The 15,381-nt window shown below is 63.9% G+C and carries 12 protein-coding genes; 5 read left to right on the top strand and 7 right to left on the bottom strand.

Going from position 1 to position 15,381, the window contains the following annotated elements; genetic code table 11:
• Positions 1 to 7: 7 nt before the first annotated feature.
• The 4 genes from M5C01_RS15185 to M5C01_RS15170 all read right to left on the bottom strand — a co-directional run bounded on the left by M5C01_RS15185 (position 8) and on the right by M5C01_RS15170 (position 3,829).
• The gene (locus tag M5C01_RS15185; protein WP_152739470.1) at positions 8 to 1,249 is read right to left on the bottom strand and encodes an FAD-dependent oxidoreductase; all 1,242 of its coding nucleotides are present in this window, start codon (positions 1,247 to 1,249) and stop codon (positions 8 to 10) included.
• Positions 1,231 to 2,136, bottom strand: coding sequence for a bifunctional methylenetetrahydrofolate dehydrogenase/methenyltetrahydrofolate cyclohydrolase FolD (gene folD, locus M5C01_RS15180; protein WP_103497287.1), 906 nt, complete (start codon positions 2,134 to 2,136; stop codon positions 1,231 to 1,233). Before folD (M5C01_RS15180) ends, M5C01_RS15185 begins: the two co-directional genes overlap by 19 nt.
• Positions 2,133 to 2,999, bottom strand: a complete 867-nt coding sequence (gene purU / locus M5C01_RS15175; protein ID WP_152739469.1) for a formyltetrahydrofolate deformylase — start codon at positions 2,997 to 2,999, stop codon at positions 2,133 to 2,135. The genes folD (M5C01_RS15180) and purU overlap by 4 nt, the downstream gene beginning before the upstream one ends.
• A gap of 230 nt (positions 3,000 to 3,229) precedes the next feature.
• Positions 3,230 to 3,829 (bottom strand): helix-turn-helix domain-containing protein, encoded by a 600-nt coding sequence (locus M5C01_RS15170; protein WP_177098893.1) that lies wholly within the window; start codon positions 3,827 to 3,829, stop codon positions 3,230 to 3,232.
• Positions 3,830 to 4,119: 290 nt separating this feature from the next.
• Between M5C01_RS15170 and glnT the strand changes: the two genes are divergently transcribed.
• The 5 genes from glnT to M5C01_RS15145 all read left to right on the top strand — a co-directional run bounded on the left by glnT (position 4,120) and on the right by M5C01_RS15145 (position 10,073).
• Entirely contained in the window at positions 4,120 to 5,454 is a 1,335-nt protein-coding gene (gene glnT, locus M5C01_RS15165) for a type III glutamate--ammonia ligase (protein ID WP_103495371.1), read from the top strand.
• A gap of 72 nt (positions 5,455 to 5,526) precedes the next feature.
• Complete coding sequence (locus tag M5C01_RS15160; RefSeq protein WP_152739468.1) at positions 5,527 to 6,432, top strand: glutamine amidotransferase family protein; 906 nt, start codon at positions 5,527 to 5,529, stop codon at positions 6,430 to 6,432.
• Positions 6,433 to 6,443: 11 nt separating this feature from the next.
• Positions 6,444 to 7,127: a protein glxC gene (locus M5C01_RS15155; protein ID WP_103495373.1), complete on the top strand. Its 684-nt coding sequence runs from the start codon at positions 6,444 to 6,446 to the stop codon at positions 7,125 to 7,127.
• 20 nt (positions 7,128 to 7,147) lie between these two features.
• Positions 7,148 to 8,485 carry an FMN-binding glutamate synthase family protein gene (locus tag M5C01_RS15150; protein WP_103495374.1) on the top strand — a complete coding sequence of 446 codons (1,338 nt, stop codon included), beginning with the start codon at positions 7,148 to 7,150 and terminating at the stop codon, positions 8,483 to 8,485.
• Positions 8,486 to 8,747: 262 nt separating this feature from the next.
• Complete coding sequence (locus M5C01_RS15145) at positions 8,748 to 10,073, top strand: ammonium transporter (RefSeq protein WP_152739467.1); 1,326 nt, start codon at positions 8,748 to 8,750, stop codon at positions 10,071 to 10,073.
• Between the two features lie 102 nt (positions 10,074 to 10,175).
• On the opposite strand, the gene folD (M5C01_RS15140) is transcribed toward M5C01_RS15145, so the two are convergent.
• The 3 genes from folD (M5C01_RS15140) to M5C01_RS15130 all read right to left on the bottom strand — a co-directional run bounded on the left by folD (M5C01_RS15140) (position 10,176) and on the right by M5C01_RS15130 (position 15,380).
• Complete coding sequence (gene folD / locus M5C01_RS15140) at positions 10,176 to 11,054, bottom strand: bifunctional methylenetetrahydrofolate dehydrogenase/methenyltetrahydrofolate cyclohydrolase FolD (RefSeq protein WP_103495376.1); 879 nt, start codon at positions 11,052 to 11,054, stop codon at positions 10,176 to 10,178.
• A gap of 229 nt (positions 11,055 to 11,283) precedes the next feature.
• Complete coding sequence (locus M5C01_RS15135; RefSeq protein WP_103499805.1) at positions 11,284 to 12,963, bottom strand: APC family permease; 1,680 nt, start codon at positions 12,961 to 12,963, stop codon at positions 11,284 to 11,286.
• Positions 12,964 to 13,037: 74 nt separating this feature from the next.
• Positions 13,038 to 15,380: an aminomethyltransferase family protein gene (locus M5C01_RS15130; RefSeq protein WP_152739466.1), complete on the bottom strand. Its 2,343-nt coding sequence runs from the start codon at positions 15,378 to 15,380 to the stop codon at positions 13,038 to 13,040.
• Between the last annotated feature and the right edge of the window lies 1 nt (position 15,381).

Genomic DNA, 15,381 nt, shown 5'->3' with positions numbered 1-15,381 from the left:
CTCTCCATTAGTGGCTGGCCGCCGTGGCGCCCATTTCGTTGACTTGCTGGAAGGTGCTGAAACGCTCGAGACCGAAGGGCTTGATCAGCTCCGGCACCCGGCCGCCGCTGGCAACCAGCTCGGCCATGGTCTTGCCGCAGATCGGCGTGGCCTTGAAGCCCCAGGTGCCCCAGCCGGCGTCCAGGTAGTAATTTTCCACCGGCGACAGGCCCATGATCGGGCTGTAGTCCGGGGTCATGTCGGTGATCCCGGCCCACTGGCGCATCAGCTTGGCGTTGGCCAGGAACGGGAACATCTCGATGGCATGGGCCAGCAGGCTTTCCTTCAGGTCCAGGGTCGAACGGCTGTTGAACAGCGGGTAGGGGTCCGAGCCCCCCCCGAACACCACTTCGCCGCGACTGGTCTGCTGCACATAGCAATGCAGCGCCGAGGAGCTCACCAGCGGATCGAGGAAGGGCTTGAACGGCTGGGTCACCATGGCCTGCAAGGGAAAGGTCTGGATCGGCGAACGGATCCCGGCCTTGGCCATCAACAGCGAACTGTGCCCGGCGATGGCCTGGACCACGCAGCCACACTGCAGGGTGCCGCGATTGGTTTTCAGCGCGCGGATCCGGCCGTTCTCTATCACCAGGTCCTGGACCTCGGTGAGCTGATGAATCTCCACCCCGCGCTTGGCCGCTTGCTTGGCGTAGCCCCAGGCCACCGAGTCATGCCGCGCGGTGGCGCCGTCGATATGCCAGAGCCCGGCGATCACCGGCAGATGGCCGGGGTCGAGATTGAGGCTGGGCACCAGCTCGCGAATCTGCTGGCGGTCGATCATTTCCGTGCGGCCGCCGAAGTGCTTGTTGACCTCGGCGCGCTGGCGGAACGAGCGCACCGTCGCATCGGTGTGGGCCAGGGTCAGTTGGCCGCGCTCCGAGTACATGATGTTGAAGTCGAATTCGTTGGAGAGGTTCTGGAACAGCTTCACCGACTCGGCATAGAAGCGCACGCCTTCGCTGGTGAGGTAGTTGGAGCGGATCACCGCGGTATTGCGCGCGGTGTTGCCGCCGCCCAGGTAGGCCTTCTCCAGCACGGCGATATTGTTGATGCCGTGGTAGCGTGACAGGTAGTAGGCGGTGGCCAGGCCATGGCCGCCGGCGCCGATGATCACCACGTCATAGGACGGCTTGAGCTCGCAGGGCGGCGGCAGGTCGACGTCCACCGGGTATTCGGCGCTCAGTCCGTATTTCAATAGATTGAATGGCATACGGCCTCCGATTGGTTGCGTTGCGCCTGGTGTTGCTGGCGGGCGGCGATCACGGTGTTTTTCATCAGGAAGGCGATGGTCATCGGGCCGACGCCGCCGGGGACCGGGGTAATCGCCGAGACCTGGGGCAGGGCGTTGGCGAAATCGACATCGCCGACCAGGCGGCTGCCATTCCCGGTATCAATCCGATTGATCCCCACATCGATCACCACCGCTCCCGGTTTCAGCCAGCTGGCGTCGATCAGGCCGGCGCGGCCGACGGCGGCAATCACGATATCGGCCTGGCGGCACAGCGCCTGGGCATCACGGCTACGGGAGTGGAGCACGGTGACCGAGCAATCGGCCTTGAGCAGCAAAGCCGCCATGGGTTTGCCGACGATATTCGAGCGGCCGACCACCACCGCATGCTTGCCGCGCAGATCGCCGCAGGTTTGTTCCAGCAGGTGCAGGCAGCCGCTGGGAGTGCAAGGGGCGAGCACGTCGCGGCCCTGGCTCAGGCCGCCGACGTTTTCACTGTGGAAACCGTCCACGTCCTTGCGCGGGTCGATGGCTTCCAGGGCCCGCAGTTCGTCGATCTGCGCCGGCAGCGGGAGTTGCAGGAGGATGCCGTTGATCGAGGGATCGTCGTTGAGGCCCTTGATCAGGTTCAGCAACTGCTCGGTGCTGGTGTCGCCGGGCAGGCGATGCTCCTGGGAGCGAATCCCCACCTCATCGGCGCGCAGGATCTTGTTGCGCACATAGACCTGGCTGGCCGGGTCGCCGCCCACCAGGATCACTGCCAGCGCCGGTTGCACCGCCTGGGCGAGCAGCTCGCCGACTTCACGACGCACTTGTTCCAGGACCCGCGCCGAAGCGGCCTTGCCATCTATCAGTCGGGGTGTGTTCACCGGAAGATCACCGTTCTGTCCTGGTTGAGGAAAACCCGGTGCTCCAGGTGGTACTTGACCGCCTTGGACAGGGCCACGGTTTCGGTGTCGCGACCGGTCGCCACCAGGTCATCGGGGCGGTACACGTGGTCGACCCGTTGTACTTCCTGCTCGATGATCGGACCTTCGTCCAGGTCGCTGGTGACGTAGTGGGCGGTGGCGCCAATCAGTTTCACCCCGCGCTGGTAAGCCTGGTGATAGGGCTTGGCACCCTTGAAACCGGGCAGGAACGAATGGTGGATATTGATCGCCCGGCCCGAGAGCTGCCGGCACAGGTCGTCTGAGAGGATCTGCATGTAGCGCGCCAGGACCACCAGGTCGGTGCGGGTGTCGTCGATGATGGTCATCAACTCGGCTTCCTGGCGGGCCTTGGTGTCCTGGGTCACCGGCAGGTAGATGAAGCGGATGCCTTCGCGCTCGGCCATGGGCCGCAGGTCCAGGTGATTGGAGACGATGGCGGTGATGGTCATGTCCATCTCGCCCTTGTGGTAGCGGTAGAGCAGGTCGGTGAGGCAATGGTCGAACTTGCTCACCATCAGCAGCACGCGCATGGGCTGGCGCGTATCGTGCAGCTCCCAGGCCATGTCGAAGGCCTTGGCCACGTCGGCGAAGCCGGCCTTGAGCGTCTCGATATCGGCGGGCAGGCCGTCGTTGAAGCGGAACACCGCACGCATGAAAAACTTGCCGCTGAACTCGTCGTCGAATTGCGCCATCTCCCCGATGTAGCAACCGTTGTCCGCCAGGTAAGTGGTGACGGCGGCGACGATCCCGGACACCGCCGGACAGCTGATCTTGATGATGAAATGGTTTTTGTCGTGTTGCATGACGCGTCCTCGGGAGGGTGGCGGCAGCTCATCGCAGGGCGATAAAAAACAACGGTGAAGCCAGCTTCATGGATGAAGCGTATTTTCTTATGGGGAATAAAATATTCCCAATAGCGGCTTTATAGGGGAAATGCGCGGGGGACGTCCAGAGGTTTCTGAAAGTTTTTTAACTGGTGGGAAATATCAGGCGGCACGACAGCGTTTCTGGCCGTCGTGCGCGAGGGGCGGGTTTATTCGTTGCCGTTGCCGTAGTTCATGATCGACAGCAGGCGGATCGGCACCTGCACCAATTGCTCGGGACCGTGGGGCACTTCGCCTTCGAAGGTCAGGCTGTCACCGGCTTCCATGCGGTACAGCTGATTGCCGTGGCGGTAGATCAACTCGCCTTCGAGCAGATGCAGGAACTCGGTGCCGGGATGGGAGAAGGTCGGAAACTCCTCGCTGGCGTCATCCATGCTGACCATATACGCCTCGAAGCTCTTCTTCGGCCCGCGGGTATGGTTGAGCAGGTGGTAGGTGTGGCCTTTCTCCGTGCCCCGGCGCACCACCTCCATGCCCTGGTCGGCCTTGACCAGCAGGGCACTGCCACCTTGCTGGTCGTACTGGCTGAACAGCTTGGACATCGGCAGCCCGAGCACGTCGCACAGGCGGCTCAGGGTATCGAGGCTGGTGGACACCTGGGCGTTTTCGATCTTGCTCAACATGCCCTGGCTGATGCCGGCGATCTTCGCCACATCGGACAGCTTCAGGTCCTGGGCCAGGCGCTGGCGCTTGATCTGCATGCCCAGGTACTGCTCCAGCTTGAGGCGGGGTTCGAGCTCGTTCGGCATATTCATCGGGACCTGCACGGTTTCTGTTCAATAATATTAGTTTCGCACTGAGAAAGTGCAAGGCGGCAACCTGTGTGGTCCGCCGCTGCGGTGTATTCCCACAAGGAAAACAATTTTCCCATATATACAGCACAAATGCGCGGTCACTGATGTCGCATTTCGGCATGGCGGGACTTGGCAAGGGCTTTGCATTCCTGAAGAGAAATTAACTTTCTTCTGCGGAATAAAGAAGGTTGAGAGCGTCAACTCCATCCCTAGCGCTTTGCCTTTTCACGAGGAGTGAAGACCCCATGTTGCCAGCAGAAACCCAGCGCCTTATCGACAAGCACGGGATCAAGTACGTGCTTGCGCAATTTGTCGATATCCATGGCGCGGCAAAAACCAAATCGGTGCCGGTGTGCGGACTCAAGACGGTGGCGGAAGAAGGGGCCGGATTTGCCGGTTTCGCCATCTGCGGCATGGGCATGGAGCCCCACGGTCCGGACTTCATGGCCCGTGGCGATCTGTCGACCCTGACGCCGGTGCCCTGGCAGCCGGGGTATGGCCGCGTGGTCTGTGTCGGGCATGTCGACGGCCAGCCGCATCCCTATGACAGCCGCTATGTCCTGCAACAACAGGTCCAGCGCCTGCAGGACAAGGGTTGGACCCTCAACACTGGCCTGGAGCCGGAATTCAGCCTGTTCCGCCGTGACGCCGAGGGCAAGCTGCAAGCGGTCGACGCCAGCGACAACCTCGACAAGCCCTGCTACGACTACAAGGGCCTGTCGCGTTCCCGGGTGTTTCTCGAGCACCTGACCGAGGCGCTGCAAGCGGTGGATTTCGAGGTTTACCAGATCGACCACGAAGACGCCAACGGCCAGTTCGAGATCAACTACACCTACAGCGATGCCCTGACCTCGGCCGATCGCTTCACCTTCTTCCGCATGGCCGCCGGCGAGATTGCCAACGACCTGGGCATGATCTGCTCGTTCATGCCCAAGCCCGACCCGAAGCGGGCCGGCAACGGCATGCACTTTCACCTGTCGATCGCCAGCGCCGAGAACAAGAACCTGTTCCATGACGCCAGCGACCCGAGCGGCATGGGCCTGTCGAAGCTGGCCTATCACTTCGCCGCCGGCCTGCTCGCCCATGGCCCGGCGCTGTGTGCCTTCGCCGCGCCGACGGTGAACTCCTACAAGCGCCTGGTGGTGGGTAACTCCCTGTCCGGCGCGACCTGGGCCCCGGCCTTTATCGCCTTCGGCGCCAACAACCGCTCGGCGATGGTCCGCGTGCCTTACGGACGCCTCGAATTCCGCCTGCCGGATGCCGGCTGCAACCCCTACCTGGTCAGCGCCGCGATCATCGCCGCAGGCCTGGACGGCATCGACCGGCAACTGGAAGTCGAGCATGTCTGCAACGAAAACCTCTACAGCCTGAGCCTGGAGCAGATCGCTGCCCGGGGCATCAAGACCTTGCCGCAATCGCTCAAGGAAGCCACCGACGCCCTCGAAGCCGACCCGCTGTTCGCCGAGGTCATGGGCCCGCAAATCGTCGGTGAGTTCATCAAGCTCAAGCGCATGGAGTGGGTGGAATACAGCCGCCATGTCTCCGACTGGGAAATCCAGCGCTACACCGAATTCTTCTGACCGACCGCTTCAACAACCATTCGGGCGGTCGGGGTCAAACCGGGCGTCCTGCGTCTTCGAGGGAGACTTGATATGTGTGGGATCGTAGGGCTTTACCTGAAAAATCCGCAGCTGGAAGCCCGGCTCGGCCAGTTGTTCGAGCCGATGTTGCTGGCCATGACCGACCGTGGCCCGGACAGCGCCGGCTTTGCCATCTACGGTGATGAAGTGGCCGACGGCTGGCTCAAACTGACCTTGCAGGCGACCACTGAGGGTTTCGACTGGCAACCACTGATGGCCGAGCTGGAAGGGCGCCTGGGCTGCTCCCTGGACTGGTTTCAGAACGCCAGTGCCGTGGTGCTGAAAATCCAGGCCAGTGAAGCCCCGGTACGGGCGCTGCTCAATGAGCTGGCGCCGTCGGTGCGGATCATGAGCGTCGGACAGAGCATCGAAATTCTCAAGGGCATGGGCCTGCCGCTGGAGATTTCCCGGCGTTTCGGCCTGGCCGGCATGCAGGGCAGCCACATTATCGGGCATACCCGCATGGCCACCGAAAGCGCGGTGACCCTGGAAGGCAGTCACCCGTTCTCCACTGGCGCGGACCTGTGCCTGGTGCACAACGGCTCGCTGTCCAACCACTTCCGTCTGCGCCAGGAACTCAAGCGCGAAGGCATTCATTTCGAGACCGACAACGACACCGAAGTGGCCGCCGGTTACCTGACCTGGCGCCTGCAACAGGGCGACTCGCTGAAGCAGGCGCTGGACCATTCACTGCGCGACCTCGATGGCTTCTTCACCTTCGCCATCGGCACCCGCAACGGCTTCGCGGTGATCCGCGATCCGGTGGCGTGCAAGCCGGCGATTATCGCCGAAACCGACGACTACGTGGCCATGGCCTCGGAATACCAGGCCCTGTCGAGCCTGCCGGGTATCGAACACGCCAAGGTCTGGGAGCCGGCACCGGCCACCCTGTACCTCTGGGAACGCGAATCAGCTTAAGGAGTGCCTGCATGAAAACCATCGATCTTTCCACGGCCTCGGTGCGCGACCTCAACCAGGCGCTGCATGACCAGGTCCATCAGCTAGAGGACCGTGAATGGGTGGTGACCCATTCCAACGGCAAGCACAACCTCGCGGTGGGGGTGAACCAGGCGGTGTCCATCGATATCCAGGGCCATGCCGGTTACTACTGCGCGGGCATGAACCAGAAGGCGAGCATCACCGTGCACGGCAATGCCGGTGTCGGTGTGGCGGAGAACATGATGTCCGGCATGGTCCGGATCAAGGGCAGCGCCTCCCAGGCGGCCGGAGCCACGGCCCATGGCGGTCTGCTGGTGATCGAGGGTGATGCCGGGGCCCGTTGCGGGATCTCGATGAAGGGCATTGATATCGTGGTCGGCGGCAGCATCGGCCATATGAGCTGCTTCATGGGCCAGGCCGGGCGCCTGGTGGTGTGTGGCGATGCCGGCGATGCCCTGGGCGATTCGCTCTACGAAACCCGTATCTACGTCAAAGGCAGCGTGCAGTCCCTGGGGTCGGATTGCGTCGAGAAAGAGATGCGCGCCGAGCACCTGGAAGAGTTGCAGGAACTGCTCAACCGCGCCGGTTTCGACGAGTCCCCCGCCAGCTTCAAGCGCTATGGCTCGGCCCGTCAGTTGTACAACTTCAAAGTCGATAACGCGTCCGCGTACTGATCCGCGCGAGGAGAACTGCCATGAGCGACCCTGTTAACCCAAAAGCCGCTACTCCGGTGCTGCGTGAATCCGCCACCTTCGACCGCCTGACCATCCAGGAAATCCAGCGTGCCGCCGAGACCGGTATCTATGACATCCGGGGTGGCGGCACCAAGCGCAAGCTGCCGCACTTCGATGACTTGCTGCTGCTCGGTGCCAGCGTCTCGCGCTACCCGCTGGAAGGCTACCGGGAGAAGTGCGGGACCGATGTGATTCTCGGCAACCGCTTCGCCAAGAAGCCGATTCACCTGAAGATTCCGGTGACCATTGCCGGCATGAGCTTCGGCGCGCTGTCGGCCAATGCCAAGGAAGCCCTTGGCCGTGGCGCGACCATTGCCGGCACCAGCACCACCACCGGTGACGGCGGCATGACCCCGGAAGAGCGCGGGCAATCGCAGCACCTGGTCTATCAATACCTGCCGTCCCGTTATGGCATGAACCCGGATGATCTGCGCAAGGCCGACGCCATCGAGATCGTCCTGGGGCAGGGCGCCAAGCCGGGCGGTGGCGGCATGCTGCTGGGGATGAAAGTCACCGAGCGCGTAGCGGGCATGCGCACGCTGCCGATCGGCGTCGACCAGCGCAGCGCCTGTCGGCACCCGGACTGGACCGGCCCGGACGACCTGGCGATCAAGATTGCCGAGTTGCGGGAAATCACCGATTGGGAAAAACCGATCTACGTGAAGATCGGCGCCAGCCGGCCGTATTACGACGTCAAGCTGGCGGTCAAGGCCGGGGCCGACGTGATTGTGCTCGATGGCATGCAGGGCGGCACGGCGGCGACCCAGGAAGTGTTTATCGAACATGTGGGGATTCCGATCCTGCCGGCGATTCCCCAGGCGGTCCAGGCGTTGCAGGAGATGGGCATGCATCGCAAGGTGCAGTTGATCGTCTCGGGCGGGATTCGCAACGGCGCCGATGTGGCCAAGGCCATGGCGCTGGGGGCCGATGCGGTGGCGATCGGCACGGCGGCATTGATTGCCCTGGGTGACAACCACCCGCGCCTGGACGAGGAATTGAAGAAGATCGGCTCGGCGGCCGGCTTTTACGATGACTGGCAGAACGGTCGTGACCCGGCGGGGATCACCACCCAGGACCCGGAGCTGTCCAAGCGCCTCGATCCGGTGGAAGGCGGCCGGCGCCTGGCCAACTACCTGCGGGTGCTGGTGCTGGAGGCGCAGACCATGGCGCGGGCCTGTGGCAAGTCGCACCTGCATAACCTCGATCCCGAGGACCTGGTGGCCCTGACCGTGGAATCGGCGGCCATGGCCCGGGTGCCGCTGGCCGGCACGTCGTGGATTCCGGGTTCGGGCTACTGAACCAAGACTCCAATGGAATCTTGAACACGCCGAAAAACCTGTAGGAGCCAGCTTGCTGGCGATAGCGGCCGCTCAGACGATGCAAGGCTCACCGGCCTCATCGCCAGCAAGCTGGCTCCTGCAGAGAGCGTGCTCAGCCGTGACGGGCCCTGACAGGGAAGGCGGTATTTGCACGTTCATCATTCGAAGAGGCCCCGAGGCCCGTCCACTCTCACATTGCTCGCTGCCAGACATCCCCATTCTTTTTGCAGGAGCTTCAATAATGGTCAATCGTCTACCTGGCAAATCCCTTTTACTGCTGCTGGCCCTCGGTGCGATAGCACCCGTGGCTCAAGCAGCCGACACCCCGACCCTCAATACCGGCAGCACCGCCTGGATGATCACCGCGGCGGTGCTGGTGCTGTTCATGTGCCTGCCGGGCCTGGCGCTGTTCTACGGCGGCCTGGTCCGGGCAAAAAACATGCTCTCGCTGTTCACCCAGTGCTTCGGTGTCGCTGGTCTGGTCGGCGTGTTGTGGGTGATCTACGGCTACAGCATGGTGGTCGACACCACCGGCATGATCGACGGCCAGGTGACCTTCAACAGCTTTGTCGGTGGCCTGGGCCGGGCCTTCCTGGCCGGAATGAAACCCGACAGCCTGGTGGGTGATATCCCGGAAGGGGTGTTCGTGACCTTCCAGATGACCTTCGCCATCATCACCCCGGCGCTGATTGCCGGGGCCTTTGCCGAGCGCATGAAGTTCTCGGCGGCGCTGCTGTTCATGGCGGTCTGGTTCACCCTGGTCTACGCGCCGGTGGCGCATATGGTCTGGGGCGGGTCCGGGGCCCTGATGCACAACTGGGGCGTGCTCGACTTTGCCGGCGGCACCGCCGTGCATATCAATGCCGGCGTCGCCGCCCTGGCCGCGTGCCTGATCCTCGGCAAGCGCAAGGGTTATCAGAACGAGCCGATGCCGGCGCACAACCTGAGCCTGACCATGGCCGGCGCGGCGATGCTCTGGGTCGGCTGGTTCGGTTTCAATATCGGTTCCGGCGGCGGTCTCAACGGGCTCTCGGGCATCGTCATGCTCAATACCCAGTTGGGCGCCTGTGCCGGTATTCTCGGCTGGATGTTCACCGAGTGGTTCAAGGTCGGCAAACCCAGTGCCCTGGGCCTGGCCAGCGGTGCCTTGGCCGGTTTGGTGGGGATCACCCCGGCTTGCGCCTATGTCGGCGTCGGCGGTGCCCTGGCCATCGGCTTGTTGTGCGGGGTGTTCTGCTACCTGAGTGTGACCGTGCTGAAACGACGTTTCGGCTATGACGACAGCCTCGATGTCTTCGGACTGCATGGCATCGGCGGCATGATCGGCGCGGTGCTGACCGGGGTGTTCTGCGTGCCGTCGATGGGCGGCCTGGTGGAGGGCGTGACCCTGGGCGGGCAGGTCCTGGCGCAGATCAAGGGGGTGGCGCTGACCACGGCCTACTGCTTTGTCGTCAGTTGGGTGATTCTCAAGGTGATCAAGGTGTTGATCGGTTTGCGCGCCGATGAGTCGGTGGAAGAGATGGGGCTGGACCTGGCCGAGCACAATGAGCGCGCTTACAACCATTGAGCCTGGACCCGGTGTGCCGGCCGGTGAAACGGTGTAACGGCTGACATCGCATCGCCGGCAAGCCGGCGATGGCGTCTGCGAGGACAGCACAACCGCCAGCGTCTACCGGGATTGCTGCAACTGTGTGGCAATCACGGTGTTCTTCATCAGATAGGCAATGGTCATCGGCCCGACCCCACCCGGTACCGGGGTGATCGCGCTGGCCACCAGGCGGGCGCTGGCATAGTCGACATCCCCTACCAGTCGGCTGCCGGTCTCGGTTTCAATCCGGTTGATACCCACATCGATCACCACCGCACCCGGCTTGAGCCAACTGGCATCGATCAACTGCGGGCGCCCGACAGCGGCCACCACAATATCCGCCAGCCGGCACAACGCCGGGGCATCGACACTGCGCGAGTGCACCACGCTGACCGAACAATCGGCCTGCAACAGCAAGGTCGCCATCGGCTTGCCGACGATATTCGAACGACCGATCACCACCGCGTGCTTGCCGCTCAGATCGCCGCAGGTTTCCTGCAGCAAGCGCATGCAGCCACTGGGGGTGCAGGGTGTCAGCACTTCGGCGCCGTGAACCAGGCCGCCGACGTTTTCCCGGTGAAAGCCGTCGACATCCTTGAGCGGGTCGATGGCCTGGATCACGGCATTTTCTTCGATATGCGCGGGTAACGGCAGTTGCACCAGGATGCCGTTCACTGTCGGATCGGCATTCAGTTCGCCAATCAGTTGCAGCAGCTCGGCCTGGCCGGTGCTTGCGGGCAGGCGATGTTCCAGCGAGCGGATGCCGACTTCTTCGGCGCGCAGCAGTTTATTGCGCACATAGACCTGGCTGGCCGGGTCGTCGCCCACCAGGACCACGGCCAGTGCGGGGAAGATGGCTTGCCGGGCCAGGTTCGCGACTTCGTCGCGGACTTCATTGAGCACCTGGGCGGCGATTGCCTTGCCGTCGATGTCACGGGCCGGTGCAAGGGAAGAATTCATCGAATGCGTCACCATGGTCTGGATAGGAAAAAGAGTGGGGCCAGGCGCCTTCGCCCCAATGGGGGACTTGAAGACACCGCCAAACCTGTAGGAGCCAGCTTGCTGGCGATAGCGGCCGATCAGGCGATGCAAGGCTCACTGGCCCCATCGCCAGCAAGCCGGCTCCTACAGGGATCGGGTTCAGCCTAGACGGCTGGTAGCGCCAGCCAGGTCATTGGGGTTCTTCAGGTCAGGCCACCAGCCGGTGGCAGAAATATACCACCAGCACGCCGGCGAGCAGTGTGACATAAGGCAGCATACCCGCGCGCTTGAGTCCGGCATCGGCCTGGATATGCAGGTCGGTCAGCATCGCTTCCGGGAAACGGCCCTTGTCCTGCCAGTAATGGCGCACGACAAACACCGGAATGATCAGCAGCGCCAGTAACAGGCCAGTGAACAGCGTACCGGCGCCCCAGATATCCGCGCCCATTCCCATGCACGCCAGATTGACGAAGCTCAGCACCCCGCCGGCCGCCAGCAACAGGGTCGGTGCCTTGTACGGACGGGCCCAGTCCGGGCGGTCCAGGCGGTGGATCCAGCCGGCGTTGAGGTTGAGGAAGTTGAAGATGATGTAGCTGACATTCGACGCCGCGAGGACGAACACATAGTCGGACATCAGTAACAGCAGCATATTGAACGTCAGGTCGGTCCACATCGCCGCCGTCGGCGCGCCGTGTTCGTTGGTCCGCCCCAGGTACCTGGGCAACCAGCCGTCCACCGAGGCCTGGTACAGGGTGCGCGAAGAGCCGGACATCGAGGTCATGATCGCCAGCAGCGTGGCCAGTATCAGCATGATCAGCACGATATTGGCCACCAGCTTGCCGCCGCCGATGCTGTCGGCCATGACCTGGCCGACGCCCATGCCGCTGTAGATCGCCGGCGACAGCAGGCCGCTGTAGACGGCGGGAGTGACCACCGCGCCGCTGGCATCGAGCACCGCCGGCGTCACCAGTTGACCGAGCCCGAGGCTGCCCTGGAAAGCCAGCGGCACCAGGGTGAACACCAGGATGCAGAGCAGGCCCGCGTAGAAGATCGCCTTGAAGGTGTCGCGCTTGGGATCCTTGAATTCCCGGGTATAGCACACGGCGGTCTCGAAGCCGTAGGTCGACCAGGCGGCCATGAACAGGCCGCCGGCCATCAGCGACCAGCCGGAAATATCCCAGGGCCCGTCGATCACCTGTCCGGCGGCGTCGTGGGCCAGGGGGAACAACGGCAGGAAGTTGACCCGCGCCGCGTCGCCGGTAAGCAGCGGCACCACACCTACCAGCAGCAGCGGAATCAGCGAAGTGGCGCCCAGCACCAGGGTCAGTCGCGCCGAACGCAGGATGCCGCCGTGCTGCACGGCGAAAACTCCCAGCAGGATCAGCAGGCCAATACCGAAGGTGGCGTTGATGCGCAGCGACAGGCCGCTCTTGACCCAGCCCAGGTCAAGCAGGGTGAACTGCCAGGTGTTGATCAGCGCATCCGCCGGAAACAGCGCGGTGAGGATATAGCCGGCGGCCAGTCCCGAACCGATGGCCAGCACCGGCGACCAGGCCAGCCAGTTGCACCACACCGACACCGGGGCGATCAGCTTGCTGTAGCGGACCCAGGCGATGGCGCCGTAGACCGAGGCGCCGCCGGACTTGTGCGGAAACAGCCCGGCGATTTCGGCATAGGTGAAGGCCTGGATAAAACCGAACAGGATCGACACGATCCAGACGATCCAGGCCGGTTTGCCCACGGTGGCGGCAATCGCGCCAATGGAGAACAGCACCAGCGCGGGCACGCCGCTGGCGACCCAGAAGGCACCGCGCCAATCGATCTTGCGGTGCAGGCTGCCGACCGCGGCGGTGGCCGGCGGTACGGTCTCGAACGTCGTCGCTTCCATCGTTGTATTCCCATGTCTGAGTGGAGGGGCGTTGGGCAGTCAAAGTCAGTTGGCGTAACCGTTCGTTATTCCGATCAACTGCGCACCCGGCTCTTGTCCGGGTCGTAGAAGATTGCGGGCGTGACCGTGGCGCTGATGCGCTTCTGCAGGCCATCGACCTTGCCGACCTCAAGCTCCATGCCAATCTCGGCGCAGGCCACATCGACGCGACAGAGGGCGATATTGCTGCCCAGCAGTGGCGAGCGACAGGCGCTGGTGATGACTCCTACCCGGGCCCGCCCGCGATAGACCGCATCGCCATGGTGGGCACCTTCATTGCCGCTCAGTTGCAGGCCCACCAGCTTGTGGCTGGGATGGGCGCTGCGCCGCAGCAGCGCGTCGCGACCGATGAAGTCGTCGGTCTTGCTCTTGAGCGGCACGCTGAAACCGATCCCGGCTTCAAATGGATCGGTCTGGTCGCTGAACTCGTAGCCGGCAAAGATCAGCCCGGCTTCGATGCGCAGCATGTCCAGGGCATCCAGGCCCAGGGGGACGATGCCCAGGGGCTGGCCCAACTGCCAGATCCGGTCCCAGACCCGCCCGGCGTCCTCGGGCTGGCACCAGACCTCATAGCCCAACTCGCCGGTGTAGCCGGTGCGGGAAATCATCAGCGGGCAACCGTCGTAGCCGTCCAGGCGCCCCACCAGGAAGCGGAACCAGCCGAGGCTTTCCAGGTCCGGCTGGGTCGGTGGGGTCCAGACCATCTGCTTGAGCAGTTCGCGGCTCAGCGGACCCTGGACCGACAGGTTGTGGATCTGCTCGCTGGCGGACTTGACCCAGACCTTCATGCCCAGCTTCGCCGCCTGTTCCCGCAGCCAGGTGCCGGCATAGTCCTCGCCGCAGATCCAACGGAAATTATCCGGCCCCAGGCGCAGCAGGGTGCCGTCGTCGAGCATGCCGCCGTGCTCGTGGCACATCGCCGAATACACCACCTGGCCGACCGCCAGGCGCCGCACGTCGCGGGTCAGGCAGTACTGCAACAGGGCTTCGGCGTCCGGGCCGAGGATCTCGAACTTGCGCAGGGCCGTCAGGTCCATCACCGCCACGCGCTCGCGGCAGCCGAGGTATTCGTCGATGGCACCGAAACCGTCGTAGCGCAGGGGCAGCCACCAGTTGCGGTAGTCGGTGAAGCTGCCGGTCAGGCCGCTGGTGCGGCTGTGGAAGCCCGATTCACGGGTCAGGATCGGGTCGGCGTCCGCCGTGGTTCGAGTGCTCATGGCGATGGAAAAACGCTCCTGTTCGCTGTAGACGCGGATATGGATGTCGGTCGGGTTCCAGCCGTTGGCCGGGTCGATATCGTCGGGGCACGATGAGCTGCCGCAGACCAGGTCGTTCATGGCCTTGAGCAGTACATAGTCGCCGGGGCGCGACCAGGGTTCGTCGAGGGTCATCTGCTGGTGGGCGTCGATCACGGTGTTGAAGAAGAAGTTGATCGCCGGCCAGCCGGCGCGCGCTTTTACGCCATGGGGGGCGAGGGCGCGGCTGAGGTTGTCACTGCAGTTGTCGTGCCCGAAATAGCCCTGGCTTTCGTAATAACGGGCGGCGCAGGCGAGGGCGAAAGCGTCGTGACGGCCCACGGTGTCGCGCACCACTTCGAGCATGGGCTGAAACTGCCGGTCGAAGAACTTCGAGAACAGTCCCGGCGCCGGGTAGGCACTGCCGTTGAGGGTGCGGGTGACGGTCTGGTCGAGGTCCAGCTCCAGCCCGCGATCCAGTGCCCGACGGTCGAAGGCGACGAAGTCCGAACACTGTCGGCCGGCGACGTCCAGCACCTGGATGTATTGACCCTTGGCGACGTGGTAAGCGCGGGCGCTGCCGGCGCGTACGGTGAACTCGTCCACCAGTTCGCCCAAGGGTTCCGGCGGTTCGGGCAGCCACAGCGGCGACGGGTTGGCCCGCTCGACCACCAGGCGCAGCTCGCTGGGCCGGTATTGCCGGTCGACGGCGTGGGGGCTGGCGGGGGCGGCTACCAGCACCAGCAGCGGACCACTGGCGACAAAGCGGCGGCTGTGCCCGGCTGCGCTGTCGTCGCCCCAGAGTGAGGCGGCGCGGGGCAGTGAGCGGAGATCGATACCGCGTTTGTGCAAGGCCTGGAGAATGCGTCGGCTGTGCAGGCTCGGCTCGGCCAATTGCCCGGCGATAAACTCGCCGCCCGGCGTGGCGGCCAGTGCCCATTGTGCCAGGGCGCTGTGGCCGTTCGCCGCGAGGGCCAGCAACTCGCAGGATTGCAGGCCTTCGACATCGATCACCTGCAAGGTGTCGCCGGGCTCCAGGGCCACCAGGCCGACGCCGCCGGCGGCCACCCGATAACGTTCCTGCGCCGGCGCCCGGGCAAACAGCCCGGGCTCCCGGGGATGCGAAACACGTGGTGCGTTCATG

The organism is Pseudomonas sp. MWU12-2319 (assembly GCF_023242525.1).
In the GTDB taxonomy this organism is placed as follows: Bacteria; Pseudomonadota; Gammaproteobacteria; order Pseudomonadales; family Pseudomonadaceae; genus Aquipseudomonas; species Aquipseudomonas gingeri_D.
Note: the sequence above shows the minus strand (reverse complement) of the source record. Positions and strands in the feature narration are given on the sequence as shown.

Coding starts and splice junctions, on each gene's coding strand:
- M5C01_RS15170 (WP_177098893.1), bottom strand. CDS start 3,829: ATGCCGAACGAGCTCGAACCCCGCCTCAAGCTGGAGCAGTACCTGGGC.
- M5C01_RS15185 (WP_152739470.1), bottom strand. CDS start 1,249: ATGCCATTCAATCTATTGAAATACGGACTGAGCGCCGAATACCCGGTG.
- folD (WP_103495376.1), bottom strand. CDS start 11,054: ATGAATTCTTCCCTTGCACCGGCCCGTGACATCGACGGCAAGGCAATC.
- M5C01_RS15135 (WP_103499805.1), bottom strand. CDS start 12,963: ATGGAAGCGACGACGTTCGAGACCGTACCGCCGGCCACCGCCGCGGTC.
- M5C01_RS15130 (WP_152739466.1), bottom strand. CDS start 15,380: ATGAACGCACCACGTGTTTCGCATCCCCGGGAGCCCGGGCTGTTTGCC.
- glnT (WP_103495371.1), top strand. CDS start 4,120: ATGTTGCCAGCAGAAACCCAGCGCCTTATCGACAAGCACGGGATCAAG.
- M5C01_RS15145 (WP_152739467.1), top strand. CDS start 8,748: ATGGTCAATCGTCTACCTGGCAAATCCCTTTTACTGCTGCTGGCCCTC.
- purU (WP_152739469.1), bottom strand. CDS start 2,999: ATGCAACACGACAAAAACCATTTCATCATCAAGATCAGCTGTCCGGCG.
- M5C01_RS15150 (WP_103495374.1), top strand. CDS start 7,148: ATGAGCGACCCTGTTAACCCAAAAGCCGCTACTCCGGTGCTGCGTGAA.
- M5C01_RS15155 (WP_103495373.1), top strand. CDS start 6,444: ATGAAAACCATCGATCTTTCCACGGCCTCGGTGCGCGACCTCAACCAG.
- M5C01_RS15160 (WP_152739468.1), top strand. CDS start 5,527: ATGTGTGGGATCGTAGGGCTTTACCTGAAAAATCCGCAGCTGGAAGCC.